Here is a 26,589-nt window from a genome sequence, read left to right on the forward strand (position 1 = left end):
GGAAATTAGTGAGTCTCACAAGTTGCTTAATGCGCTTCACGGACTCAGCTTGCTCACTGGCGAACGAAGGGAAGCTAAGCTCGAAGAGCTGAAATTCAAGCATGCAGGCACCCAGATTGAGGGATTGCTGTCGAGGCTTCTTGATTGAAGGTTGAGTACCAGTAACCTTGGGGATCTGAGAGAAATGATGGCCGAATCTGTGCGAGTAGTTCGTAAATGAAGCATGTAAGACTAATACGACATGGAGAAAGCGCTGCGAACGCGGGCGAAGCCACTTTAGATCATGCGACCATTACTCTCACCCCGAAAGGAGTTGAGCAAGCGCAGCTGGTGGCATTGTCGTTCAACCATGCTCCGGCTCTGATCGTTGCCTCGCCTTTCACCCGAGCGCACTCAACCGCTATGGCGACCGCAGCGGTGTTTCCTCATATCCCTTTTGAAACTTGGCCCATCCAAGAATTCACTTACCTTGAAGCCGCGCGGTGCACTGGCACAACCGTCGCTGATCGGCGCGAATGGGTGGAGGCGTATTGGGCCAAAGCAGATCCTGGTTTCACAGATGGTGAAGGCGCTGAGTCATTTCTAGATTTCATAGCTAGAGCTCAGTCTTTCTTGGAGCGTCTTGCTGAACATCCCTCCCAAGACATCGTTGCGTACTCTCATGGCCAGTTCATTAACGCTGTTGCTTGGCTGATTGAGCGCAAGCCTCTGGGCATTGATGGCGGAGCTATGGTGGACTGGCGTGAGTATGAGATCGCGAACCACGTGCCCAATTGTGGTGAGTGCCTGCTTTCGAAAGATCACGACGAAGCCGGTTGGAAAGTGAGCCGATCAGCCCCTAAGGAGCCACGAATGGATGCCATTTGGCGCGTGCCGGGCAGATCCTATCAAGTCGCTCGTGATCCTGAGCGCCAGCTCATTGAAGAGCGCGCCGAAGCTCTCTCAGCCGCAGGCTATTCGCTGCCAAGTGATGATCCGGCTATGTACGCAGGGTAAAGGCTGCTCGAGGCAAAATTGCAGCTGGTTCATCGCAGTTAGGTGATGTTTATGAACAGCTTCTAGCTGAGTTCACAGCTAGAGTAGCTAACCAGGTATCCGAGAGATAACCTGGGATTATCACGTCATTACAAAACATTACGAGAAAGTCAATCGGTGCTGCACGGCCCCGTCCACTCCACTTCACTCGAAGATATAGCCGATATTAAGGCATTAACCAATGGACGTGAGCTAGGAAATGGATAATACAACCCAACTATGCGCGGAGCGATCTCTGTATCATCTGCGTACAATAGTGTCTTAATAGACGCCGTAGCAATTAGTGCATTCTGTGCAGTAGTGGCATTTAGCTCGCTTTGCATCGGTAGAGCACTGGATACTGCCTTCCCATTCACACCTAGAGTCTGAACCACTAAGCTACCTTGTAGTTTATTCGCTTGCGCCTCCGCACCTATTACCCCTATGCCTGAGATGTTAGCGCTCCCTCCTATAACCTCCACATTCGATGTAATGCGAATACCTATTCCAACGTACAATGGAATGCTGTAGACAGTATATTTGCTAGCCTCTGCGGCGCCCCTACTCAAAATTTCCCTCTGGTACTGCTTGTCAGTTTTGACAAAGTACCTCTCAGCGACCACCTCTTTATACTCACTGGTCGTATTAGCATATCTATATTCAGCAACCAGATTGTCCGACATAGAAACGTCTTTCCAGTCGGATATATCTCCCAGCACACCATGAGTGTAAGATCTAGATGAAATTTTCTCCCTAACCTGCCTGCTAATCCAAAGTTTGATACTCACGGTATCAGCCGAAATGTAATCAGAGGTAACCTTATACCGCTCAAGGTTAGAGCCGATCTTCCCCGCGCCATAGGTAATATTCCCACTGGTTTTCAGGTTTTCCACAACCATACGCACAGCATTGTCGGGAAGTGCTGAAAGTATATTATTTACTGGCTTCTTCGCTACCGTACCAATAGGGACTTGGGAGGACTTATTTGGCAGGACGTCTTTAGTAGGACAGTTCCTAAGATTCATTACCACTGGTAATGGGTCAAGCGGAATATAGGTATAACCGCTCCCACCATCTTCGGCCCCCCTATAATCTGCTGGTTTAATAGTACAACCAGTCATACTCATGATTCCGACGACGCAAAGCGTTGCTCTAATCATCTCGCCCCCACGAACTATAATAAATATGCGCAAGAGACATCTTGGCACCGTCCATTTACCAGATAATCTTCGGGATCTTGGTGCATCTCAAGAAACTCTTAAGGCTCACCGCAGGTGAGCATAGCGTGTAAAAAGATAAGCGCAAACACGTCGTGGAACGGGATTCAAGCGAGCTTAGGCACTGAAATGTCGAGACAACAGGTCATCTCCCTCTCCCCGGAAAGTCACAGACTCCTCACATTTTTGAAACCGGAAAACAAAAAATTTCCGATATCGGGAGACTGCAAAAAATTGAAGTTTGGATCAGCTCGCAGTAATGCCAGTTTATCAGGAGGTGTCGCTAGGTGTGAGACACCTCCTAAACGTTCAACGACGAAAAATGCGATTTATCAGGATCAACGCTGCAGCACCAATCGCGATTGCAGCAATCGGTTTTTCTTTTACGAACGTAGATACGCTGTCTAGTGCATCGCCATAGGTTTGCGTCAACTGACCAGCAGCTTGGCGCCCGGCACCTTCAGCTTCCAGCTTCGAATCGCCAAACAGTTTACCGACTGCACTCTGCGCTTTGCCGGCAACCTTTTCTACGACACCTTCTACCTGTTCGCTCTTCATGATTCACCAAACCTTCGTGTGTGATTGAGTAACCCAGAAAAACCTGGGCTTGAAGCAACCTGCACAAAGTTAGGGGAACGGGCGTAATGATTAGTTCAAAGTTGATGAGCCTCAGGATTTTTCCGCAAGACACCTAACCATTTCTCGTGCTGCGCTATGCTGAGCGGCCCTGAAGGAGGTCACCTCAATGCCAAAGGAATACTCGCTGTCGGATGTGCTGGAAAGGATGTATCAAAACCAGCTCGCCCTGGAGGCAGCCCTGATGGAGTTGACCCTCCACCTCGAGGCTCACGGTCATGCAGATGTGGGAGATAATGTCCGTGGCGCCCTAGAAACAATTGGCGAGAACGCCGGCCACATAAAGCAAGGCTTGGCCCGGCTCAAAAAGCTCCCATGACCCAGCCGCTTTTTTATTTTGATCTCAAACACGTTTCGCTTGAGCATTACATTACTGGAAAAGCTGCTATCAATTTCCCGCACCCTGAAAGCAGCACCGGGGTCTGGAATTCCCTGTCATATTTCGACTGGGATTCGGGTGTCACCAACGTATCTCTTGCAGAAATTCATTACCCGAATAATCGCTTTTTTGTTGACGCTGGTGTCACTGATGTGATTGAGCAGTTGAGGGAGCGTGGCTGGCCCGTAAAGGACAAAAGTCTCTTCATGGCTGATCACTACAGCGCTGCGGCGGACATGCTGGCGAAGTGGTAGTTGAGCGACTCAAGACACAGCGACATAGAAGTCGCCGAATGGCTTCCTTACCCTGAGGCGACTCAGCGGCTGCTTGGGGTACTGGATCTTAGGAAGCCCAGGCTTTCGGAACTTCATAGGCTGCAAGAAGTGGAAACTTGGCTAAGCTCGCAATAGGTGATTACGTCAGGTTGGTTGGGAAGAAAACCGTTGTAATACGTGCCGAATGAGAGCAATGGATAAGTGAACACTCTGGGGCGTGCCCTGCGGGTTTCGCTGTCATTAACCAAGCCGGCTGTAGGTGTCTTGGCAGATTAGACTTCCATCCATCATGCTTTCGAATGCGCCTGTGCACTCTGGTTGCTTTCCTGATGCAGGCTGTACAGGCTTGTCACAAGGTCACTGCAACCTGCGGAAGAAATTAAACAGTTTGAACATTATCTAAAGTCTGGAATATAAAATGAAAATTTCGTTGATAGACAATGGGCTTGATTCCCTTCGCAAAGGGTACGTTCACTTAGGCAGGTATGAGAAACTGTTAGCCGAAGAGGCAGGCGACAGTGAAAGATTTTCAGCACTAAAAGACTCTGTCTTATCAATTCAGCATGGCGTTGAAATCTTATTCAAATACTCACTTAAAGAAAAAAATGAGATCCTTCTCTTCACTGACATTTCAAAACTGAAAGAAGCATATAAAAGCCGCCGTGAGGGAGCCATCAAGGAACTGTACGAGTTCGAAGGTATACATACGGTAACATTTAAAGAGTCCATCGAGCGCCTAAAGGATATCTGCGGCATTCATATGGACGAAAAATTTATAAAAAACCTAAAAAAAGTTGAAGCGTGGCGGAATAGCATTACACACAGCGCCGTACTTTTGAGAGAAATTGAAGTTGCAAGAATCCTGATAAAATTCTTGACTGAGCTGGATGTTTTTTTTGGCCCTTTGATCGGAGAACCGTACCTCAGAGGGCAGGGGCGAACAGAGTTAGATCGAGCCTACAGGTTGACAAAGGCGGTCTACGGCGAGTTAGACAATAAAATCAAGGGCTTGACGGTAGAACGTTTAATTGATGTACTGCAATCTAACAATCTGAAAAATGTTACCGCTCCGAGCACTTTTCTTATCAAGGATCCAAAGAGGGCTTACGCTATATTAGAGCAAATACAGGGGAGCGAAATTAGATATGGTTGCGATTTTGTCAATATGCATAACTCTGGCCATGCACAAATTGTAAGCCTAGCAAGCGACGACATTGTCACCATCCATGCTGTGGATATTCGAACTAAATATCAATTTTGTTTAGATGCTCTGGTTGTACACATTCCAGAGATCAAAAATGACCGATCACCTCTCATATTTATGTTTGCCAAGCGCCTTCCCGCGCAGGGCGAGAATCCGTATGTGAGAGAGGACGTAGGATGTACCCTGCAACATGGAGTGAACATAGATGCTGACGACTCTTATCACTGGGAGAAAGAAATGCGCGAACAGTCAATTGAAGACTATGATTCTGACACTCCCCAACTTCCACCGCACAAAGAAGCCATTAGATTTTTATCAGGTGGGCCCGTGTGCTTCATGAACATCCAACAACTGGAGTATGGATCTGCACATCGTCTTCTTGATAACCGAGCATTTCAAAATCCTGAAGCGCTGCATGCTGCCTTCCAAAATTTGGAGTTAGATGAATAAAGAATGGTTGAGCCAAGGACTTCCGGTGGGTGCCAAGCACTATCACCGCCTTGGCGTCGTGGCATGCGTTCGCTCACCATTATTTGGTTGTTAAAGTGCTCAATAAGCCTGAAGTATTTGTTGAAATAGCGGCTGGGAAAATTAATGTTGATGAGCGTTCTATCAACGACGAAGATACGCGTCGGCTGTTGACTCAGCATCTCTTGGCTCTTCAGGATCTGGCTACACAGCGAGTCTGCTAATAAGGGCCTGGTAGCGCTGACCTACTGTCGCTGAATTTCTAATGGAGTAGAGCTTGTGACCAGAAACCCGACTGAGCTAGCGCTAATTGCCCGAGGTGTAGACATCACGCTGGCAAGGAAGCTGCGTGAAGAGAGATGGACGCTCGCAAAACTTCAGCAGCAAAAATTTCAGCAGCTTCTCGAGATGGGACTTACCGAGGAGGCTGCACACACAATACTCGGTGACGGTAGGCCCCCGATTCCCCTTGAGGCGCTCGTAAAGACCTTGTTCGCAAACAGGTGGGTTTGCTGTGTTTGCCGAGACCCTACTCTTCCGGTCATCGTCCATCATATAGAGCCGTGGGCCAAGAGCCGCGATCACTCTGAAAAGAACCTTGCCGTTCTCTGCTCCATTCACCATGGTGAAGCGCACACCACTCGCACGCTTGAGCTAAGCCTGACGTCTGATCGACTTAAAGCGGTGAAGGTTGCCTGGCAGAAGGAGGTGGAGCGTCTTGACCCTAGTGCGATCTTCAAGTCTACGCAGCTCATGGCCTGTCAGTGGTGGTACTTCAACCACCTCAGGGTATTTGAAATTGCCAGCGAGCTCGGAGTGGACATTACTCAGATCAGTGGTTTTCAGGGGGCGCGCAGCGCCAATCTCTGCAACGACGAAGGCATCCTGTATCTGAGAGATGGGATCATGTACTCGGGCATTTCGGGTCTCATCCTTCAGCGCTACATGACCAGCATGCTGAAAATCACGATGGGCCATGCCAGGGTGAAGAACATCTCTGATGATCTAGACCGAGGGACACTTAAGCTGCTGATCGCTGAGGGAGAGCTTATCTTCATACAGGGCAGTTACACATTTTCAAATTTGCCATCTAAAGGCTCGGGCGAAGACGCGGTATCAGGCCGGCGACATGTGAACGACATCGAGATCACTTTCGTCTTCAACAGGAATGAAGGGACGTCGGGTTCCGCACGAAACAACTGGCTGAGGGGCACCCAGAATTTGGGGTGCCTTCTGCGAGTGAACAGCCTACGTCGGGATCTCAAAGGAGCGTTGAAAATCGAGACTACTGTTCTCGCGATTCGAAGCGCCCATCAGGAGCTGAAGTCCAGGGATTATGAGATCGGACTTCTTCGAAGCGGGCTGATTGGGCGAGATCCTGAGGACGATGAGGACGATGAGGACGATGAGTTTCAAGAGGAGGAGGATGAGGAGTCGGCGTGGTAACGACCGGCCCCTTATCACAATTTACGCGTTGAAATGACCGTGTCTCCCAGCGTACGGGTTTAGTAACCGGATTGACCTTGCTCCATCTCCCCGATCCAGCTGTATGTGCCGTTTAGCCAAGCGAAGACGCTGTTGAGCACCTCGCGCAAGTGCCGGATGTTGATGTGCGTAACGTCCGGCAGGTGAGCTTTACCACTCTTGGTCGTCGCATACCGAAATGCCATCGAGTCTGGGTCAACGTCGTCCAACTGGCGAATAAACTCGTGTACAGCATTAGCGTTGGCGTCGGAGCGCTCTAGACCCAGCTCCATGAGCAGATGGCGCAATTCTGACCATAGAGGCATCAACGGATGCTTGTCGTAGTTCTTGGACTCTTTGCCTTTCAGCGCGCGAGCACTCTGTAGCATCAGCTTGAACTGCAGCTCCAAGGAATGGCGGTATAGAAAGAGCAAAGGGTAAATGCCGCTATCTAGTGGCACCTGACGATTAGCCATAGCCTCTACTAGGCCGTCAGCGGCATCTTTGTATGCAAAAGCATAAAGGTCGGCACGAAAGTGAGACCAGTTCAACATCGCGTTGTGCTGCCAATCCTCACCTTGGATAAACAGCTGCTGGCCGGAGAAGTCTGTCGGCCACTGGATGGCCTCTAGCTGCGGGTCGAGCATCGGTAGCGATTCGTCATCCATATCATAACCTCACGTTGGCCAGTCCATGGTGTAGAACTTTACGAGTCTGGGTGGACTATCGGCAACCAGTAGGTGGTTTTCTGGCTTGGGCTACTGTGCGAGAAAGCGTGATCTCAGGTTGAGGTCACGGTGTCCTTTTTGCGGGGACATCGAAAAATGGCTCTGATCTATACTGGGCACGGTTTCGGCGCTTAATTGAGCTTCAGAGGGTACGTTATCGCGGCAGCCCAGTAGTCATTGCAAGGAAGCTTGTATGAAATTTTATCGGTTTGATCCCCAGAAACTTGTTATGCCCGTGAAGCACGACGTGCAAGTTGATTCCGATTTGGCCGGCCTCATTCTCCAGGTGCGTCCCAAGGACTGCATTGTGCTGGCCGGTTGGGACGCGAGAGCCCAGGTTGGTAATGTGAGGGCATTTGGCATCGTCATGACGGTTGATCGAGAGTCAGGCCGTGCAAAAATTCTGTGGCGCGAGGCTGATGTCACGCTTCGGCCCAGCTCGAATGGAAGACGTTACTGGGTGCAAGCCAAACACTGGTTTGCTTTTGCTCCTGACGTGGTCAACCGGTACGGTCTTCCAGATCTACATGCCGAATATTTTCCAGACATCGCTGGATTCGACATCCCTGCACCACCACCGCCCGTGAAAGGTGTGAGTCGTCCCTCGAATTCGCCGACAGGTGGGTACGTCTATGTCATTCGATCTAAGCTGGGTTTCAAGATCGGCAAAACAATTCACCTGAAAGCTCGCACTCGGCTCTTTGAGGTCAAGCTCCCCTTTCCCATAAGCCTTGAACATTACGCCTGGTTTGACGATTACAGTCATGCAGAGCGAAGCTTCCACATCACTTATCAAGCAAAGCGCCTTGAGGGTGAGTGGTTCGATCTCGACGCCTCCGATCTTGAGCAGATCAAAACTTTTGGTAAGTCTGTGCCGGTGGCAGGGCTGTGAATAGGTACTCAAATGGAAGTGATTAGCTATTTGCGAGTCGAGGAGTCGATAGAGACTTGCCTTGAAATGTTGATGAAGGCTTTGGTCACGATACCGACCCAGATCATTGAAGGTAATTCTGTCTCTGCAGGCTCTTCTGCAGTCGCCATGCTAGATCGCGAAGCCTTCATCAAAGCCTGCGAGAGCCTCAAGCCTGCTGTGGTATTCATTTATCGCGAGCATAGCCTTTTGGAGGAACAACTTGCCGATCTGGTTTCCGAAATCACAGACATCCAGGCTGAGGCGGATAAGCTCCGACAGGAGTTCTTGTCTAGGGAAGCGGAGGTCGTGGCTAGGGCTCGAAAATCCTGTCCTGATTACTCTCACCTGCAGTGTTTCTTTACCAGCGGGGCGTTATTAGTCGCTATGGCCTGTGAGGTAGGTGACTACCAGGACTTCACAGAGGCACTCGACAGATTTGAGCAGGCTGCGGATGAGGCTGAGGAAATGGCGTCATCTCTAGACCAGGCAAGACTGAATAGTGAGATGAAAAAGGTCGCGGAGACGGTTTCCAAGGATCAAGGATTCATTTCCCTTCGTGGCAAGCGAAAGCGGGCGATGTACGTCCTAAAGTATTACCGGCAGGGGATTCCTGAGTCTCCATATCTTGAGCGACCCGATCAGGGATCAGAACCTATTGATCGGAACGTCGTTCTCGTTGCAAGGCAGGCCGCTGATATTCTTGAGTTTGAGACCTGAGCACGGTCAACCGCCGAAGTACCACAGCCGGTTAACTGTGCTCTTGGGCAGTTCTAATTGCCGGCAAACCTCCGCTTGAGAAAGGCCTGCCGCCTTAAGATCGCGCACCGCTTTGAGTCTTTCTGCGGCAGCGATTCTCTGGGGTGTAGTGAGCTTTTGGGGTTCGGCAGGTAGCTGCTCATCAAGAACACCAAGCTGCATGAGTTCTTTCATTGTGTCATTCAGAACTGAGCGCGCGGTCTTGCCTTCATCGGCAGCGGCCACCAATGTAAGAAAGGAGAGTGGCATTAGGCCAAGCGCTTTAGCTAAGTCGGCACTGAGATCGACGGTTGCCGATGTCGTCGATGCTTCCAAGCGGCTTATGTGTGCTTGGTCAGTCTGATGCTGAAGGTCGGCTTGCGACAACCCATGTCGCACCCTCAGCCACTGTAGCGTTGCCGCATATGCCTTCCGCAAAGACATCCAGCGCACCTCTCCCCAAAAGGAGACGGTATGCCCCGTTTGATGAGTTCCACACAAATGTATATAGTCATTGCGATGGAACTACAGGTGCGCCATCTTTGCGATCTGCGCGTGCGCAGAGCCCTATTTTCTTTGTCGCCAAGAGGATCATCAATTTATGGCTAATTCTCCTGAGCACGAGCTGCTCCAGGATGGTCGGCAGTCCTCCGCAGGCACGTCTCTATCTCACACCGAGGTGGAGGCATTGGTAGCGCAACGCTTCGGTCGCAAGCCTTTTTGCACCGTTGAGGATTGGCTCATCTTCCATGTTGACGAGCCCCCTGAGTCGCTCGCGAAAGTACGAGCAACTGGCTTAGAGCCGATGTTCATGTATGCCCATTGCGTGGTCTTTGACGGGCATGGGCGGTTTCCACAGGGAGGTTGGGTGCGCTCCACACTGTGCAAATCGTTCGACGGCGTTTGCCTGTTCGAGACGCGAAACACGGTGTACGTGCTCATGGGAAATGGACGGGAAATGACTGCATCGCTGAAGACAATATTTGGCTTATGTTAATCGCGGGTACCCCAGGCGGGCCTGCATCACTCGAGAAGCACGATGTTCAGGATTAGCATGCAAGACCAGACTGGCCCAATGGGAATGTTTGGCGATGGCCTAGCTCACTTTCACGCGGTTTCGCGATCTCTCGCAACGCATTGGTATCACGTCAGTCTCAAACGCCGGTATGAAGAGCGATTGGTAGCCTATGAAGAGATGGTCAGCGATGAGCCCCGCCTTGTGGAGCTTCTTATTGCTCAGGATGAGAGCTTGGTTGTCCAGGACGTCCAGGTCGTCACACCTGGCTGGATGAACAAAAGTTCGGGCTGGAGAATGGAAAAGCTGGTTGCGCTCTCGATGGGCCTCAATCAGGTTGAGGTGCCGATCTGTGTCTTGGAGGTCGAAAGCGGTGAGGTGTACGTCAATACTCATCAGCGTGATCTTGATGTCGACACTCTTACCGAGGTGAAGGAATTTTACAGGCGCAGTGAAGCGACCATCGGTTTAGCTTCAGCTGCGGAGGCTGTGTAACGATGACCGAAATCAATACTGTCGCGGTCGATTTGTACACGAAGCGCTATTCGGACTTCGATCTCCTTCGTATCGCAAAGGCGGTCAGCCAAGACTACGAGGGTTTGATCACTGCTTACCTTGTGAATGTGCATATCCATGCGTGCAGCGCCGTTGGTGTTGTCTTCGGACACCTTGTCGCGATATCAGATCCGAAATTCTCGGATGGTCGACTACTCCGGACTTCGGACATCCAGCGCGTCAAAAAGGAGGGAAGATTTTGGGTGATCACCACGGTCAATTCCAAGTACGTGATTGCGACCTTCAGGCGTGATGTGGGGCGGCGAAGCTTGCGTGAATTCCTGCGTATTGCGGGGGATCGGTACATCCCAACGCCTCGTCGACTTCAATAGTCGTTGCGCTGCTTTTTTGAGCTTGTTCCGCTTCGGGGGCGACTGTCGTGAACCCATCCCAGATAACGCCGGGCTTTGGCCTAGGCGGGCGTCCATCTTAAGCCATCGCCTGCGCACAGTGCTTCATCTTGACCGCCTGAATGATGCCTAGTCTTCAGCCCTGACGAACCTTGGACACTATGAATCAGAACACTGAAGCTCTGCCCGAGATCGACATCAAAGAGTTCAGAGAACGCTTCCCCCGGATTTTCTCTGACACTGCCGTCGACGATATCTACTGCGACCCCGGCTGGAAGAATCTCCTGATTGCGGTATGCGAAGTTCTTCAGGACTACCTAAGGCGACACCCTGAGGTCACTCCAGTCACCGTCGCGCAGATCAAATCTAAGTTTGGGGAGCTGCATTTTTTCTACGACGGTGGGGACGCTTTCTGCAGGGGAGCAGTAGACGTAGCAATCCAGCTATCTACGAAGACCTGTTCGTATTGTGGTGCACCTGGCAAGCGAGTCGGCAGAGCATGGATCAGCACTCTGTGCTCAGCGCACGATGAGAGTGGTCGGTCGCACACTGGCGACTGACACGTTCGCGTCCGATCCCTGTGTCTGCCTGGCTTGGATACCGTTTGTAGACGGCAGAGCATCGGTATTTATACTGATGCGACATTTCTGTCATATATGAGACAGGTTAAAACGTCGGCCCTTGAATGTGTTTTTCAAAACCGGAGATGTATATTTTGAACTCAAAAAAGAGCAGCGTTGCCTGAGCATTCTCATTTTTTCATTTGAGAATCTGGTTGTTTTGATGATCGCTTTTTTTGTGTGAGCTCTTCGATTTGAAGGTTTTTTTAACCAGATCTTCAAGCCCATAACATCGCTTTGGATTGCCTTCGACCTCTACATCCTACTCGCCATTTGGGGCCGCAGGCCCCGGCTCGTTTTTGCCCCCAAAAGACAAGTATTTAATCTGCTTTTTTAGTGGGTACACGAGATCGGGTGTGATCAGAGACCGAAAAGTCCAGCGAATCAGCAAGACGTATAGCTCCGTCTAGTCATACGAGGCTGCACCGGGCTTCCCTCGGATCACGGAAGCAAACATGCTTGCGATAATCCTGGCATCAAGCAAAGCGTGATGAGGCAGCTCTTTTCCTTCGTGGGTCGGAGCTAGCTTCGTCGCGTCGGTAGGAAAATTCCGAACATTTCTAGGCCAGCGTCCAGCCTCATAGACCAAGTCGCAAAAAAGCTCCCAATCGAATTGCGGGGCGTCCGTGACGATTTCGACCTCATTGTTGAACGAGGTCAGAAACCCCAGTAGCGCGCCCCTCGCCTCCAAGGTCGGAAGCGAGTAGTTACCACCCCATAACTGCGGAAGCACGATTTCCTTCACGAAGTCGCTGCAGTCACCAGCCTGCCACGTGCCCTGCAATTCAACGTAGAATTCGCGCCCATCCTCAGCCACAAGTGCCAGCGATATCAGCTTCGCTGCAGATGAGAGCTGAGTGAAATCGCAATCAAGAAAAAGCCTATGCATTCAGAACCCTATAATGACTAGAAGTCGCTTGGATATAGCGCAGGAGCGTCAGCTGTGGGATATGGCTATCGACCATTTGGGCTCAGAAGGGCTGCTCCTGGTAGTCGTAGAAATGTGGAGCAGCGCCGTTCTTCCAGCAAAGCCAGTAGTTGAGCACCTGTCCACGAAACAGGTGAGCCAGGATGCTCTGAATATACTGAAAATTGCCCAAGAGCGAGTCGGAGCTTTTGTACCGGGCCGAAGCCCAGCTCCAGGCATCGTAACGCTATACGCTCGTCATGCTAGTGATCTCGCGGACGGGCTCATTACGCGACTGCCGAAAGAGCTGCTATCGCGGGCATGGAGAGGCTCCTGTCTCGAAATCGACCTGGGCATTTGACGTCCATCTCTACTCCATAGGGTGTAGTGGCATAGCCACACTACTAGAATTCATTAAGCAGATTTCCGCTCCATCGAGAGGTTTTATGAACGCTGATTTGACTGAAGAAGAAATGCGTCGTGCATTGTTTGGTTCGACTGAGCCAGAAGAGGTTCCTGCGCCTCCAACGCCAAAGCCTTTGACAGAGGAAGTGATCACGACGCCACTGCCTCCCCCGGCAGCCAAGAAGAAAACGGCGAAAGCCTTTACGCCTAGGCTCAGGGTCACGCTCCGGGTTGGAAACGAATATGAGGGGGAGATGCACGAACTCATCCACGACGCCGACACGTTGAGCTCGTTGCTGGCTGAGCAAGAGGCTGTGAAGTCTGCAAGGAAGAAGTACAAATATGTGGAGGTGGTCTCGGTTAAGTCGATGTAGAAAGGACTGCTGGCTTATGAGGTAGAACGTTGACAAGCGTCTGGCGAACGCACCTTCGCCATTAAGCACTAATGTCCACGTCGGTTGATCCCGCTATCATAGGATCACTTCACCAGAGCGGGCCAAGCTATGCCAAGGTTGTCATTCGCCATCCGAGCTTTGTTTGCCTTTTGCCTTTTGATCGCGACCGCCAATCACATCCGAGCAGACTTTCAGCATGGGTTGTTCTGGGACTACGGCTACGGTGACAGCGCCTACTGGGCTAGCCGCGTGTTCTGGGCGGCACTAACTATTTTTGACCCGCTGGCGGTAATGCTCCTTTTCAAAAAGCCACGGATGGGAATAGTCCTCACCGCAGCAATTATTTTGGCTGACGTAGCACATAACACCTATTACGTCGCACTGAAACAGCAGTGGCTGGAGTCGTTCTATCTGTCGCAGGTGGCGTTTCTTATTGCGGTGCTTCTACTCTCACCTATTGCTTGGAGACGCCCCATTCGCTGCGTATCAATAGCAAGTCCGGTTCGATGGTAAAGCACTCCAATGATGAAGCCCTCAATGAGCCAGACGATAGGGATGACGGCCTTCTATGGCCTGTTCCCATCCGGAACAGGTGGATCCTGCAGCGAGGCGTGGATGAGCCTAGGTCGAAAATAGCCGTTACACGAGTTCCATCGCGGCGGCTCAATCGGCTCCAACCGAGGCTCCTGTGCCGACATATCTCAACTATCCGCCAAGCGATATAGCGCTTGGACGTGAGATGTCGCAAGCCCCGTGCGCTGCAAGTTACGGCGACTTTGCGAACTGGGAAGCGCAGTTGCGGCAATCACCAAACTGCCGTAATTCTTTGCTTGCTCTATGCGGTGAGATATTAGGGCTCCATGATAGCCCAAGCCTCGTGCATCTTTTCGGGTGGCAGCCGTCCCGAGGTAGGCGACTCCATTATTGGCCAGATACATCAATGCTCCTGCAACTACATGTCCATCAGTTTTGAGGATGTAGATTTTCAGACGATCATTTGACAGTAACCCTGCAAAAGAGGCTTGGCTCAACTGACGGTGCTCTGGCTTGGTATGGAATCCACTCGCATGAACAGCTGCGAACTCAGGAAGAGTGTGTGAGGTGGCCTCTTCGATCTCAAACGAATTGTGGCTCAAGACCACGTCCTTGATGGCGCACGCAAGTTGCAGGTGCGTCCAACCTCTCAGGCGTTCTAGTCGCCTCTCGCCCACAAAAGCGAACTGCTCCAGGGACGAAGGTTTTCCGATAAGAGGCGTCACGGTTGAATATTCTGCTGAACTCTTAAGCAAGTTCAAAAGTGGCTGGGGGCTGCCAGTGGTGTCGCCGTAGATGCGATTGAACATCGGGCTAGGAGACGCCTTCACTTGAAAGCATGGAAAAGCTTCGTTGAAAAACACGCGAGCACCGAAAGGGTTTCCACTTATCCGCGACAAGCTCTCAACGCGGGAGCACAAATACTCGGCTTCTGCGGCCTCGATTGCGTGAGCCATTCCAACATCCATACGCGTAATCCCTATCGTGTGATTCCATGGAAGGTAGCGATAAAACAGACAATACGCACCTGCAAAGAACCTGCGCGTAGGTAGTACGTTTGCATGCTCGCTTTAGATCTCAATAATCTGGGCTTTCTCTGTGGTCACCTTGGATAAGAGCATTATCTTTAGGCGTAGTGCTCTGCCGACGAGCACAAGCTCAGATGATCAAGATGGCGATGGCTTTTGGCCTTGATGCCAGCTAGATTTGGAGCTTTCTACGATCAAGGAAGGATATGAAAAAGCTCATCGCAGTAATGGGAATCTGTGTCGCACTTGGCGGTTGCGCTACGTCCCACTACACCGCAGGACGAGACTTTCCGTCGGCCAGTGTAGCGAGCGTCACCAAAGGCAAAACCACGACTGCTGAGTTGAAGTCGCTATTTGGTGAGCCCTACGCCAAGAGTGCTGTCAGCGAGACTGACGAAAAGTGGATCTACACCTACACCAATGGCTCAGCCCATGCCCAAAGCTATGTGGTCACCATGAAGGTGACGACTACAGGCACTCAGAAAACTCTCGACGTCTTGATCCGCAATGATGTGGTCATCAACTACACGTTCAGCGAAGGCCCTGCCCCGGGCACTACCACTGCGACGAACTGAGACTGCCGCCTTGACGGGGCGACGTAGAGGTGGGACGTAGGTTTGAAATCAAAGCCAGCAAGGCTGTGCGAGAGCTAGAAGAGGATATTGCTCAAACCTCCTGAAGCCCAGCCGCTGCGCTTCTCTGTCTTCCTGTATATCGACTTCAGATGCACAGATGGTGGTGAACAAGGGCACAGGCTAGCGCCCCTTCACTGCTTTGCGTTTGATCCCATCTGAAGGGGGCGCGGGACGTGGAGTCACAACATTCCAATAGGCCTGATCCCCCTTGACATGACGGCTTGCCTTCTCCGACGCAGGTACCTTTTCGTCCCAGGAAAGATACCAGTAGCAGTAGGTTACGGCCCGAGTGATCGCGACATAGGCAGTTCGCAGCGCCTCATGTTGCTGTGCTCTGTCGTAACCGCAAGGCTCGCCCGGACTCGCCATACCGGCCTGGGCATAGAAATCGTTTCTCGAAGGCGACGAGGTGGTGACCTCACAGTCCCCCAGCAAAAAGACAGCATCAGCCTGCAAGCCCTTCGAGGAGTGGTAGGTCAAGAACTTGATGGCCTTGCCTCGCTTGTCTTCACGCGCTCGCTCAATGACATCGCTGAGCTTAGTCTGGGCATCTTTTTTGGTGTCGCGCTTGCGGTAAAGTACCAGGATCGAGCGGCCGGCGTCGTAATGGTGCTCAACCATCTGGACTAGGTGTTGCCAGTCAAGCTCTCGAACCTCTACCGGTACCTGGTTGCCGATCACACGTTTGTTGACTGCTATTCCGTGCTTGTTCTCAAAACCAGGTGTCTGATTGACGATTGCTTCCGCCGCATCAACCACCATTTGGTGCGATCGGTGGTTCTCTTGCATGAACACCTGTGTCTGCTTCGGCGACTTAAACTCCTTGCCGAACTCCATCAGAAAACGCGGAGAGCTACCACGCCATCCATAGATACTTTGCCAATCGTCCCCCACCGCCATCACTGAAGCATAGGCCGGCGCACCGAAGGTCTTAGCAGTCAGCCCGCGCCGCTCGATTTCGGTGAAGGTCGCCCTCACCCACGAGATAGTGTTCGCCCCAACGTCCTGGAACTCGTCAATGAGCAGGGTCGTCATCGGACGAAGTACACTGTCTGGCAATGCCCGAAAATTTTGCTGACCACGTTCACTGAACATCGCGAACATGCTGTTGAACGTCATTACCGGTGGGTTCATCCCCAGCAGTCGATCGTTAAAGGCGGCCCAGTAAATGCTCATGGCGTGGAAAAATGTGGTGTCGGGCTCACCCTCGTACAGAGTCATATTTTTTACCGCCTCGATGGCGTCCAGCCCCAGGTTTTCGATGAAGGAGGCGGTGGAGAAAAAGGCCTCCAGAATATAGCTGGAGCTGATCTCACCCCTGACCTTGTACTGGAATTTCGGACATCCATTTATACGACCTTTGAGCGCGTCAACCGACCGCGATGCATCGACATAACTGTTCAGGTAGACAACCCGTGGACTGCAAAAGGCCTGAAACAGCGTCCGCTTGTCGCGCACGTGCTTGCGCATGAACCAACCATACTGGTGATCGAGCTTAATTTCATTTGGTTCAGTATCGTCGACACCTAGTATCACGTAGGTATCGAACTCGGGGATGTATCCGTTCACCCGGAAGTTTTTCCCAAGCAGTCGGACGGTCTTCTGTGCAGCCTTTATCCCATCAATTGGCCAATAACCGGCAGCTTCCCAAAGACCTTCAAGTTGACCGCACAACGCATCATCGATATTTGCCATTTGCCAGGCCTTATCCTGACGTTCCAGAACGTCTGGATGGTTTTTATCCATCGCATCTAGCAGTAGGGAACGTTGATAGAGCTCCCCGATCAGTGAGCGAAACTCCGTGTTGGTTTCGTAGAGCTCTTGGTATATCGCGTTCATCAGATCGAGCTGGGTTTCGCCCAGTTTGACGTTCAGCATCGAACCGTCCTTTTCGTCCTCACCTGGCTTGTTGTCTAGGAACTCGAAAGCCTTGACATCACTTAGACCATCGATGCTTTTGGCGAAGGACAGAATGCGGGAATGGAACGTACGGACGATCTCAAGGGACTTCTTCTCGCTGACTTCATAACCCCAAAGGTCAAACACCTCGCGGACTTTTTTCGCGAAATCCAGCTTGGATTCTTTTGTGAACGTGACAACCGTCAGACCCGACAGATCAATTCTGAGGTAGTGGTATAGAACGATCAGCCGCAACACCATGGTGGTCGACTTACCGCTACCGGCGCCCGCAACTACAGAGGTGGTCGGAGTGGTGGACAAGATCATCTTCCACTGATCTTCTGAAGGAGGTTGATCAGGAAGATAGTGCTTCACATCCTGCCGGATCTCAGCAGCCATTTCTGGAGTGATCGCAAATCTCCAGTCCTTGAACAGTGCAGGTTCCTTGATGCACGGTGAAGCCGGAGTCGTAGCTGTACCAGGACGCAATTCAACAATTAGCTTTCCATCGTCCAGTCCTTGGGTATGCCCCTGAGAGAAGCCCTCCTCCAAGCCTTTGCTTTCCCCCTCTTCAGTACCGACCAGACGACCCGCATTCCAAGCAGAGGTTTGTTGAAATCCGACGACGTCGAGGATGGCATTGGTGAGCCAGTTGAAAAAGCCACGCTTGGCGGACTGCAGGCTATGGCCTGACTCCAAGGTAACGTTGTCAGCTGATGAATCAATCTGTGGTGGTTGAGAATGAGGGTTAGTTGGTCGCGAATCCACTAGCTAAGAGCTCCCTGCAGGCTTAGAGCGTGCCAGGAATCCGGGCGCCGCCTCTTCGATATAAGGGCGTAGATTACCACCACAATTGCAACGTCAAGCGTCTAACGCAAGGTCACAATAACCAGCGCCGCCTACTCCGCCAGTACATCCTGACTCGCCAGCGTATTTAGGCCCGCTATCAGCTACGGGTACATACACGCCCGTAAGCGCCCGCTAATCTCACCGCTTGCTACCTAGGCTGTACAGAACAGCCGACTGACTACCCGAGAGCAGCTGCATTAACCGGGCTCTCAAGGTGAGTATTATGGTCGGCCCACTCTGCTGCGGGTCATATGGATGAGTGCTGATCTACGACTATCCAGAGAAATTCTCTCTTCGACAGCGAAGGGCAAGAAACCTAGTTTTGGGTAAAGCAGCAAGCCTGCTGTATTTTCATTGAAGCAAGAGATCCGCACCTCTGTGGCGTCATAGCGGTCGAACGCCAGAGCTGCCATCGTCTCAACGATGAAGGTCGCCACACCTTTACCTCGTGCCTCTTGGGCAACGATGACATTGCCGATACAGCAAACTCCACCCGTTTCAGTCCGATAAAAGTTAGCAAAGCCGACGACGCTATTCCCCGTCTCGACAACCGTCGAGTCGAATCGTTGAGCGATAGCGTTGGACAACTGAGTTTCAGTCAGAGGGTATTGAGCTTTCGGGAACATATAGAACAGTTCCTGAGCGTTCAGGGGAAAGCTACAGATAGTTTTGATGTCATCAGACTTCACTGGCCTGTGTTGCAATATCATCGCGCGCCCTTGAGGTCTATGCATCCGGCATTCTAGCTCACCAAAGCTTGCTCAAACACCTTGCCTGGTTATCTGGGCACCCATAGATGCGGAAGCAGGTTTGAAATCTCGTACGCCCGCTGCATCGGCACCGGCCCCTTACACATGACCGAATGGGAGCAGGTGCCTTCGAAAGGGATTACACCTTTTGCGGCGATTGGTGCAGGTGCTATCACTACAATTTAGCTGCAAATTTCCTTAACCATTTCTCAGGCATTGCACCTGTTCACCGTTAGGTATTGTCGACCAAAAAACTTATAAACAATGCCATTACGCCATCATTCATCGGGTAAGATCGCAGCCATTGGAAATTCATACAGAATAACGAAGGACGACATGACGGAATCGGCGCATCCGAAGCCAGCAACTGGTAAAGGTTTGGTAGTGAAACGCAAGCCCACGGTTACCGAACTGCCTACTGAATCAGATCCCAGAAATGCAGGAGCACCAGGGCTAGCTTTGCGAGCTGGATCGACGCATAGGTCGAACGAACACCACCGCTCAAACAAGGGCAGCAAAACAAAGTCGGTGGGTGAGAGATCGGTATTTCTGGCAATGCAGGGTGGCGGCGCCAAGGGCATCGTGCATGTGGGGGGCCTGACGGCGCTCGATGACATGAATCTCGATATAAAAGGCGTGGCAGGTACATCAGCGGGCTCCATCGTCGCGGCTCTCGTTGCTGTCGGTTACAAAGGCAAAGACCTTCTCAATCTAGATGGCGATGGAAATCTATTTGAGAAGTTGCCATCGAAATCAAAGGTAAGAAAACCTACCGACCTTTTCACGTTTTGGGGCTGGCAAGCACTAAGACTTTCCAGGTTGATCGTTGCTGCTGGGGGCGGACTACTCTCGGTGGAAAGCAGACTTCTGAGCTGCCTGTTTCGAAGCAAAAAGCCCGGCGCTATCGCGCGTGGTCTTCGGCAATTTTTCAGATGGTTTAGCACAGCTACCAAAGTGGTATTTTGCGGATACATCGTCAATAAAGGGGTGGAGTGGGTCGCGGTTCAAAACGCAGCAACGTTGAAAACCACCATGTGGATTGCAATTGGAGTGGTCGTTACTTTCGGGTTGGTCGTATGGAAAGCGCTCAAAGGAATCACGACTGTAGATAAAGTCCGTAAGTTCATTGATAACGCATTACGAATCAAGATCACCATGTTGAAAGATTCACGTAAAGGCGTGACTTTTGCTGACCTTCAACGGGCGAAAAAACCGCCGCTTAAGATTGTGGCTACCAATGTCTACGGTGAAACCTTAGAGTTATTTTGCGTTGAGCGGACGCCGGACGTTGCCATTGCCGATGCGGTCGCCGCTTCAATCTGCCTGCCTGTCATTTTTAAACCTTGGCGGCTCCAGTTCGAACGTCACAACACTCATCCACCAACTCCTGTTGAGACAACATTTCTAGACGGCGGATTGGTTTCCAACCTTCCTGCTTGGCCATTCGATCAGGAGCGCAAGGACAATCCGGATATCCCGACGATTGCGCTAAGTATCGGAGAGCCCCCTGTTCCAACGCATAAGCATTGGTTGTTCTCATTGGTCGGTAGCGTTGTGAACGGCTCACAAGAGGTTCATACCCGCGCGGCAGGACAGATGTCACAAGTCGCCCTAAGCACTACATTAGGGATGCTCGACTTCGACAAGTCGGTTCTTGTCCTGAGAAGTGAGGCAAAAAAAGCAAGACAAACAACTCGACGCACCATCATGCTTGACCTGACCTTATCGCCTTTGGTTCTGCGAGCCTTCACAGCCATGGTTCAACGGGACATTAAGAAGCTGACTGCGGGCACCTTGGCTTGGGCTCATCCCGTTAAAGCGGATGCGCGCGTAAGAGTTAGCCTCGCCGTGGAGCAGTCGGGCTCGTTTGTCACATCCTATACAGCTGGACACAAACCCGGTGACAAAGACGCTGCGAGCTTGGGCGTCAAGGTGAAATCGCACATTGCGCAATACTGCTGGAATAAAAAAGCGTCGTACTCGAAAATCTTTACGCCCGCCACGTCCGCAAAAGCGCTAGCTGAGCGACAGATCTGGGGGGACGCCTCCTTCATTATTTGCATCCCTTTGTATCCAAAAGCACATTTGTGCCCCAAGTCCCAGCCAGAAACGGCGCCACAGCAGCCAAGGGGGTGCGTGTTAGTGATTGAGTCGAACATTCCTGTGATTACGACAACCGAAGCGCAAAAAATTGCCTTCAGTAAGTTCTTGGAAACGGTGCAGAAGCACGTGCTATATTTAGATCAAGGAGTCGATAAAAATAATAAACGAGCGACTGCTGATTTCGTACAGGAGATATAGAAATGGCGTTGATGATAGTCGACTTCGGTGATGGTGATATTTCCGAGATAGAGATTTCAGAAATACACTCTGATGACAGCGTTCCGAATGAACTCCGCCAAATGGGTGATTGGCTCGGTGAAGTTGCTCAAGATGCAGCCGAATATCTCTCGGTTACGGATCAACTTCAAAAGTCTGACTGGGTCAAAAATGACGAGACCCGCCCCTTGTTAAGAAAACTATATGAAAAGTCTCTCGGCCTCCAAGCGCTCCCATTTGATGGCCACATCAAAGAATTTTACACGTGGATAAAACAACCAGGCGTCATGGCTCGGCTTCCAAAGGCAACTACAACTCTTTTTGACTCCAGTGGCGACTCAAAGATCGCGAGTGAGATGCACAAGGTTGGAGTATCTAATGAGGAAGTGAGAGAGTTTTTCGCAAATATGACGCAGTTAATTATTCGCGAGCGAGATGCCGTACCCCAAGAAACCAAGCAACAACAATTCTCCGTTTTAAGGGAGGAGCTGTTGGAACTGACCGCCAAGACCAGCGAACGTACCGCTGAGTTTATTACTTACGACCGCGCCATCACAGAAGCCTATCGAAGTGCCAGCACTCATCGTTCCCTCCTAACAGAGCTCACTGCTTTGCATGCCCATAGCCTGCAACCCGTTTATCTCGAGGACAATGTCTTCGATTCAAGTAATATAGAAATCAATCAAACGTTCAAACTGTACCCTGAGTTTTCAGCAAAACGTGAGCCAACAGGACGTACCAAATACAAAGACAGGCTACGCCATACTTTCGAGGTGGGTATGACACGTTGCTAAACAGTCATTCCCCCAAAAACGTGATCAGTCGGACAGCGATGTTGGATTTAGCGCTCACCACCGTGAGAGACTGTATGGTGAATCGTCTATCTTTCGAAGCGAGCAATTGGGAAACACACCCTTTAGCGCAGCATTTCATGACGCTTACGGTGCTGATTAAAAGCCCGAATGACGCCAACAACCAGTATTGCAATCTAGCAGCTCAGGCTTGCCTAAACTCAATTGAGCGCGCCTCACCGATAAGGACGATTCATGGACGCTAGCAAGAAGCCCTCCCCCTCAATTACCTACTTCATTGATGAGTCCGGAAATACCGGAGACCTGATCACAGCGGGCGATAAACTTGAATTTGGAAATCAGCCTTATTTTGGACTTGGTTGCATAGGCGTGACTGACGCAACTGATTTTTATGCAAAGGTCATCAAACTTAAAATCAAGCATAACATTAAATCAAATGACCTAAAATCCACAAAAATTTATAAAAACAAACCAAAATTTATCCTCGACCTTATTAAATTAATAGCCAACGATAAAATCCCGTTCTTTGTGGAACTCGTCGAAAAGAAATTCTTTATTGCTACAAACATCAGCTTCTATTTGGTGTGGCCGCCTTACTTCAACATTGACGACCATGAAGCCTCAAACAAAATGAGGAATATTTTTGCTCAACTGATCACAAAAAACGCTCCAGACGAAGTGTTCAACATGTACTTCAAAGCCTGCTTAGATCCGACACAAGAAAGTCTGATGTCCGCATTCCAAGCGCTTCTTGTTTTCGGACAGTCCCAACAAGCGGATCCTATTTATCAGGGTCTCGTTAAGTGCGTTAATGAATCGATAGATGATTTCTCGCTCATGGTCAAGGAAGAAAAGAGCATTGAAGATGCGGTGAAGCGATTTTTGCCTTTGCCCGACAAGGGAAAAAAAGGGAAAGAATACTGGATTCTCCCAAACTATTCTTCCCTCACAAACCTTTACGCTCGTATCAATCATGCTCACAAAGGAAAGCTTTCAGATGTCCATTTGGTGCATGACGAGCAAGCTCAGTATGACGAGATATTAGATCTCGCTAAAAAAGCGGTTGAAATGTTACGTAATGCTCGCGAAGTTTCGCCCATCACAAACTATAACTTCTTTGAACAAGCATCGCTGACCTTTGCGAGGTCAGAAGATAACATTGGCATCCAAGCCGCAGATGTACTTATTGGCTTCCTCGTCAGGTACGCGCAAGAGATCCTGTGCGCTAAAACTGATCCAGCCGAAGATCTGAAAGAAGCCTTCAGAGTAATGGCAGAGGCGGAAGACTTTGACAAAGGATACGGCGTCAATTATGTATGGTCTCATAACGAAATCGTCTTGCCTGATTAATTAAGTCAACTCGTTGATTACCTGCCTGGAATACTGGCATCTAGCACTCGATGATAGATACGAACAAGTCGGTGGAAAAACCTCCAGGACAATCGCTTCGTCCGTCACGTCGGGCGACGTTTTGAAACGTTCGGACTCCAAGCGCTTGAGCCAAAGGCAGAAGCCGTTGCGCTCCCAATACAAAATCTTCACTCGGTTGCGTGGCTTGTTGAGGAAGACGAAAAGCATCGGGTAGAACACCGCGACTTTGATGTGCAACTCGACCAAAGCCGCCAGACCGTCGATGGACTTTCGGAAGTCGACGGGCTTGGGGTAAAGATACACTTTTTTAACTTTTGCGTCGGGACGCATCATGGCTGGCGGGCTCCAGAAAGAAATCGGGAGCACAGCATCCGGGATCACGCGGCGACTTTGAATATAGGGATCATGGAGCGCTTACAGTAGAAAAATCTGCTGAGGTCAGAATCGGAAGGCTCAACTCGATTCTAACCCCTATTCAGCAGATTAAGCGGCTCGAGACCCAAACTCCGCAATCCAACGTTGCAAGCCCGTTACATCGGCCTCGAATACATCCAGTTCAAGTGTGCTGCTGGGCTTCTCATCGGACTGAGCATGTTCAAAGACTGAGTAGCGAGTCATCAACTCATCAATGAATGCGCAGTCCTCATTCGTCACCTTGGCGACCTTGTGAAGCTTGCCTTGGGTATTGATAGCGCGCCTGAAGCGACCTACGACATCCGCTAAAAGAATATGCTCAATCGTTTTCTCGACGATCACCCTGAAGTCACTGCATGCGCTTTTGCCTAGAGTCTCGTAATCGTCGACCTCGGCCCTTTCCTGGTGTTTCTTCAAACGCGTAATAGTGTTGTCGATCAATCCGCGAAGCGCGCTCTCCGGTTTCAGGTCTCGAGCGCTAGCGGTGGCTACAATTCCTGCTACCTTGTCCATCCTCCTCAGAGAGACCAGTGTCGGCTTAACGGAAGGCATTCCTGGCATCTTGTGCCATTTTTCCGTAACCGCGTCGACTAATGCCACTAGAGAGAGCCGGTGAGTAAAAATGATGACCTGTCGAGTCGCTGATAAGGACACCAAACGCTCGACAACTCTCTCCTCAAAATCTTGGTCAAGTGACGAAATTGGATCATCAAAAATGAAGGGTGCAAGTTGGTTAGAGCCCGTGGTGTCCGCTAAAAACGCAGCCAATGCAGCAATCCTGGTTTCACCTTCGCTCAGGATGTAATCCAGACCGTGCGAGCCATGCGCACCTACGAGGTTCAGGCCGAAGGTGATCTTCCCTTTGCCTCCCGGTTTACTCTGCGGAACAATTGGGATGCGGTGGCCGCCCAAGAGCTTCAATTCCTCAACGAATCGAGCCTGATAGCCTGCATCCAGCTCAGTCTTGGCCAGCTCATTTTTCTTGGAGGTCAGAGAATTGGTAGCAGCTGAACGGGTGGCTTTGTCTATCGCCGCAACGGCGATCAGCCTCACCCTTTCAGCACTTATTGATGCCTTGTTCTGTGAAAGCCATTGCTTGGCTTGAAGTTGCTGGACTTGGTTCTGCACTGCCTGACGATGCTCATCCTGTAACAGGGCGGACAGGCTCGCTTCCTCGGTAACCAAGTCTGCAGACTTGGTTTTTACCGCCTCATTAATGCTCGTCCAGTCGAAAGCTTGCAAGGTGGCAGCAGGGCTTCCCAGTACGACTTGATCACGCCTCGTTTTGAGCATGCCAAGCCACGTGATCGCATCGGCTTCCTCGAAGCCCAAAGTGGACATGTGAACGATCCAGTCGGCTTGCCCTGGAAGAGTTGGCAAGCGGATTTTGTGGTCAGTAAAACTTTTTTCAGCCTTCTTGGCGGCTGTCTCAAGGCCGTCAGTGACGAACTTCTCAAAACCAGCCAGCCGGGCTTTGGCATCCTCGTCAAGGCTTTGATGGCAAAGCACACAGCGTGAGTCAGCTGCAATATTGGGAAACTGAGATTCTATGTACGCCGTGCCGTTGGAGTATGCGCGTGCGTACTCCCACATATCCTGCCAAGTCGCAGAGCCAACACCTTCGAGTTCGGCTTTACCGAAAATCGCTGCCGCCGCTTCTTCGCTCGAATTCCTAGCTTTAACAGCGGCGTTTTTCAGGGTCTCTAGCGTACCTGCCGTCGCATCGTTCAATCCCTGTTGAAGAGTCGACATTGCTGTTTCAACACTCTTAAGCGCAGTTTTTTCTTTGTTAATGCTCAGCAGCCGGCCTGCAATGTCTTTCTCTGCGAGTAGGGCCTCCTTCTCGATGCGCTCCCGATCAAGCAGATCCGTGTACAGACACTCCTTATCAATACTCGCGGTCGTGGTCGCGCTCTTCAGGCCCTGAAGCCATTTTGCTTCGTCGGTGTGACTTAGCGTTTCGGGGATGGCGGGTAACGCTTTGCTGAGTAGCGCCTTCTCTCTTGAAAGCTCTGCGCTAACAGCGTCCGCGGTGACGATCAGTGCCGATACAAACTTCATCCGACTGGGCTCATAGCATGCCTCAGTCCTGCCCATGTACTGCTGGGCAGCCTTGCTATCAAACACCTGTGCATGTCGTAGAGCTTTGTGAGCCCCGCTTGGGATGTCCCAGTGAACATCCGCCGGCTTTCCGTCAATGGACACCTTGAAATGAGCACGGCAGGGCGTAGGCGTTGGATCAAAGACGTTGCCACGTATTTCGTCCTTGGATCGTGATCCACAGATCTCCTTTAGCAGCCGCGCAAAACCGCTCTTGCCGGTTCCATTCTGTCCGTAAATCACTGAGAGATTACTTTTGCCGAATTGGAGGCTGGCACCAGCCTTGATCGCGTTTAACCCATGCACATCAAGGATCTCTTCAATCCGAAGCAAAGGTCTATTGGCTATCTGCGACAGCGTTCCAGGTGCCACCGTTGAAAAGCGTGGATCAGCCTCGCCCTTGGCTTCGAGCTTGCAAAGCGTGGCAAGTGTTTTGATTTCATCTTGATTCAGCTGCCGCTTCGAGTCGATCAGCATACGAGCTGCGGCCTGTAGCCATTTGGGCCGTCCGTTCAACCAAATCTCAAAATCATCCGCTACAACCGGTTCTGTCTCAATTATCGACATGGCAGACCTACCTCACGAGAGAACTCATGAGC

General features: G+C 50.9%; 26 protein-coding genes and 1 pseudogene. 17 read left to right on the forward strand and 10 right to left on the reverse strand.

The annotated features are described in order from the left end of the window. Positions 1-216: 216 nt before the first annotated feature. A pseudogene (locus ACP7EW_RS03165) lies at positions 217-825 on the forward strand (histidine phosphatase family protein); the annotation flags it as partial. 320 nt (positions 826-1,145) lie between these two features. Here ACP7EW_RS03165 and ACP7EW_RS03170 read toward each other — a convergent pair. Both ACP7EW_RS03170 and ACP7EW_RS03175 read right to left on the reverse strand, forming a co-directional pair. Further along, complete coding sequence (locus tag ACP7EW_RS03170; RefSeq protein WP_426215228.1) at positions 1,146-2,135, reverse strand: hypothetical protein; 990 nt, start codon at positions 2,133-2,135, stop codon at positions 1,146-1,148. A gap of 405 nt (positions 2,136-2,540) precedes the next feature. Beyond that, complete coding sequence (locus ACP7EW_RS03175; RefSeq protein ID WP_426215230.1) at positions 2,541-2,789, reverse strand: CsbD family protein; 249 nt, start codon at positions 2,787-2,789, stop codon at positions 2,541-2,543. 187 nt (positions 2,790-2,976) lie between these two features. On the opposite strand from ACP7EW_RS03175, the gene ACP7EW_RS03180 reads away from it, so the two are divergent. The 5 genes from ACP7EW_RS03180 (at position 2,977) to ACP7EW_RS03200 (ending at position 6,639) form a co-directional block, all read left to right on the forward strand. Next, positions 2,977-3,186, forward strand: coding sequence for a hypothetical protein (locus ACP7EW_RS03180; RefSeq protein ID WP_426215232.1), 210 nt, complete (start codon positions 2,977-2,979; stop codon positions 3,184-3,186). Beyond that, the gene (locus tag ACP7EW_RS03185; RefSeq protein WP_426215234.1) at positions 3,183-3,500 is read left to right on the forward strand and encodes a hypothetical protein; all 318 of its coding nucleotides are present in this window, start codon (positions 3,183-3,185) and stop codon (positions 3,498-3,500) included. Before ACP7EW_RS03180 ends, ACP7EW_RS03185 begins: the two co-directional genes overlap by 4 nt. Positions 3,501-3,939: 439 nt before the next feature. Beyond that, entirely contained in the window at positions 3,940-5,175 is a 1,236-nt protein-coding gene (locus tag ACP7EW_RS03190; protein WP_426215235.1) for a hypothetical protein, read from the forward strand. 29 nt (positions 5,176-5,204) lie between these two features. Next, entirely contained in the window at positions 5,205-5,417 is a 213-nt protein-coding gene (locus ACP7EW_RS03195) for a hypothetical protein (RefSeq protein ID WP_426215237.1), read from the forward strand. 55 nt (positions 5,418-5,472) lie between these two features. Then, entirely contained in the window at positions 5,473-6,639 is a 1,167-nt protein-coding gene (locus ACP7EW_RS03200) for an HNH endonuclease signature motif containing protein (protein WP_426215239.1), read from the forward strand. Positions 6,640-6,698: 59 nt separating this feature from the next. Here ACP7EW_RS03200 and ACP7EW_RS03205 read toward each other — a convergent pair whose 3' ends face one another. Next, positions 6,699-7,325: a hypothetical protein gene (locus tag ACP7EW_RS03205; protein WP_426215241.1), complete on the reverse strand. Its 627-nt coding sequence runs from the start codon at positions 7,323-7,325 to the stop codon at positions 6,699-6,701. Positions 7,326-7,578: 253 nt separating this feature from the next. Between ACP7EW_RS03205 and ACP7EW_RS03210 the strand changes: the two genes are divergently transcribed. Continuing rightward, a complete protein-coding gene (locus ACP7EW_RS03210; RefSeq protein WP_057723454.1) occupies positions 7,579-8,277 on the forward strand; it encodes a GIY-YIG nuclease family protein in 699 nt (232 codons plus the stop codon). 12 nt (positions 8,278-8,289) lie between these two features. Beyond that, entirely contained in the window at positions 8,290-9,015 is a 726-nt protein-coding gene (locus ACP7EW_RS03215; RefSeq protein ID WP_426215242.1) for a hypothetical protein, read from the forward strand. 6 nt (positions 9,016-9,021) lie between these two features. Here the strand turns inward: ACP7EW_RS03215 and ACP7EW_RS03220 are convergent, their stop codons facing one another. Further along, entirely contained in the window at positions 9,022-9,477 is a 456-nt protein-coding gene (locus ACP7EW_RS03220; protein ID WP_426215244.1) for a helix-turn-helix domain-containing protein, read from the reverse strand. A gap of 157 nt (positions 9,478-9,634) precedes the next feature. Here ACP7EW_RS03220 and ACP7EW_RS03225 point away from each other — a divergent pair, with 157 nt between their 5' ends. The 3 genes from ACP7EW_RS03225 to ACP7EW_RS03235 are packed head-to-tail and all read left to right on the forward strand — an operon-like array spanning position 9,635 to position 10,935. Continuing rightward, positions 9,635-10,030, forward strand: a complete 396-nt coding sequence (locus tag ACP7EW_RS03225) for a DUF6957 family protein (RefSeq protein WP_426215246.1) — start codon at positions 9,635-9,637, stop codon at positions 10,028-10,030. A 42-nt stretch (positions 10,031-10,072) separates the two neighbouring features. After that, positions 10,073-10,543: a hypothetical protein gene (locus ACP7EW_RS03230; protein ID WP_426215248.1), complete on the forward strand. Its 471-nt coding sequence runs from the start codon at positions 10,073-10,075 to the stop codon at positions 10,541-10,543. Between the two features lie 2 nt (positions 10,544-10,545). After that, positions 10,546-10,935, forward strand: coding sequence for a hypothetical protein (locus tag ACP7EW_RS03235; protein WP_426215250.1), 390 nt, complete (start codon positions 10,546-10,548; stop codon positions 10,933-10,935). A 1,044-nt stretch (positions 10,936-11,979) separates the two neighbouring features. On the opposite strand, the gene ACP7EW_RS03240 is transcribed toward ACP7EW_RS03235, so the two are convergent. Beyond that, positions 11,980-12,462, reverse strand: coding sequence for a hypothetical protein (locus ACP7EW_RS03240; protein ID WP_426215252.1), 483 nt, complete (start codon positions 12,460-12,462; stop codon positions 11,980-11,982). Positions 12,463-12,926: 464 nt separating this feature from the next. Here ACP7EW_RS03240 and ACP7EW_RS03245 point away from each other — a divergent pair, with 464 nt between their 5' ends. Then, positions 12,927-13,259, forward strand: coding sequence for a hypothetical protein (locus ACP7EW_RS03245; RefSeq protein WP_426215254.1), 333 nt, complete (start codon positions 12,927-12,929; stop codon positions 13,257-13,259). A 129-nt stretch (positions 13,260-13,388) separates the two neighbouring features. Then, positions 13,389-13,793 carry a hypothetical protein gene (locus tag ACP7EW_RS03250; RefSeq protein WP_426215256.1) on the forward strand — a complete coding sequence of 135 codons (405 nt, stop codon included), beginning with the start codon at positions 13,389-13,391 and terminating at the stop codon, positions 13,791-13,793. A 188-nt stretch (positions 13,794-13,981) separates the two neighbouring features. Here the strand turns inward: ACP7EW_RS03250 and ACP7EW_RS03255 are convergent, their stop codons facing one another. Then, the gene (locus ACP7EW_RS03255) at positions 13,982-14,782 is read right to left on the reverse strand and encodes a GNAT family N-acetyltransferase (protein WP_426215258.1); all 801 of its coding nucleotides are present in this window, start codon (positions 14,780-14,782) and stop codon (positions 13,982-13,984) included. Between the two features lie 266 nt (positions 14,783-15,048). Between ACP7EW_RS03255 and ACP7EW_RS03260 the strand changes: the two genes are divergently transcribed. After that, positions 15,049-15,417 (forward strand): hypothetical protein, encoded by a 369-nt coding sequence (locus ACP7EW_RS03260; RefSeq protein ID WP_426215260.1) that lies wholly within the window; start codon positions 15,049-15,051, stop codon positions 15,415-15,417. A gap of 180 nt (positions 15,418-15,597) precedes the next feature. On the opposite strand, the gene ACP7EW_RS03265 is transcribed toward ACP7EW_RS03260, so the two are convergent. Next, the gene (locus ACP7EW_RS03265) at positions 15,598-18,144 is read right to left on the reverse strand and encodes a UvrD-helicase domain-containing protein (protein WP_426215262.1); all 2,547 of its coding nucleotides are present in this window, start codon (positions 18,142-18,144) and stop codon (positions 15,598-15,600) included. A 302-nt stretch (positions 18,145-18,446) separates the two neighbouring features. After that, a complete protein-coding gene (locus ACP7EW_RS03270; protein WP_426215264.1) occupies positions 18,447-18,935 on the reverse strand; it encodes a GNAT family N-acetyltransferase in 489 nt (162 codons plus the stop codon). A 375-nt stretch (positions 18,936-19,310) separates the two neighbouring features. Here ACP7EW_RS03270 and ACP7EW_RS03275 point away from each other — a divergent pair, with 375 nt between their 5' ends. From ACP7EW_RS03275 to ACP7EW_RS03285, 3 genes are all read left to right on the forward strand, one after another. Then, positions 19,311-21,275: a patatin-like phospholipase family protein gene (locus ACP7EW_RS03275; protein ID WP_426215267.1), complete on the forward strand. Its 1,965-nt coding sequence runs from the start codon at positions 19,311-19,313 to the stop codon at positions 21,273-21,275. Between the two features lie 2 nt (positions 21,276-21,277). Beyond that, entirely contained in the window at positions 21,278-22,087 is an 810-nt protein-coding gene (locus ACP7EW_RS03280; RefSeq protein WP_426215269.1) for a hypothetical protein, read from the forward strand. 252 nt (positions 22,088-22,339) lie between these two features. Then, entirely contained in the window at positions 22,340-23,455 is a 1,116-nt protein-coding gene (locus ACP7EW_RS03285) for a DUF3800 domain-containing protein (RefSeq protein ID WP_426215271.1), read from the forward strand. On the opposite strand, the gene tnpB is transcribed toward ACP7EW_RS03285, so the two are convergent. Both tnpB and ACP7EW_RS03295 read right to left on the reverse strand, forming a co-directional pair. After that, positions 23,456-23,809, reverse strand: coding sequence for an IS66 family insertion sequence element accessory protein TnpB (gene tnpB / locus ACP7EW_RS03290; RefSeq protein WP_426215273.1), 354 nt, complete (start codon positions 23,807-23,809; stop codon positions 23,456-23,458). 150 nt (positions 23,810-23,959) lie between these two features. Beyond that, positions 23,960-26,557, reverse strand: coding sequence for an AAA family ATPase (locus ACP7EW_RS03295; RefSeq protein ID WP_426215275.1), 2,598 nt, complete (start codon positions 26,555-26,557; stop codon positions 23,960-23,962). Between the last annotated feature and the right edge of the window lie 32 nt (positions 26,558-26,589).

The sequence above is a fragment of the Pseudomonas sp. DWRC2-2 genome (assembly GCF_049897885.1).
GTDB classification, from domain to species: Bacteria; Pseudomonadota; Gammaproteobacteria; order Pseudomonadales; family Pseudomonadaceae; genus Aquipseudomonas; species Aquipseudomonas azotoformans_A.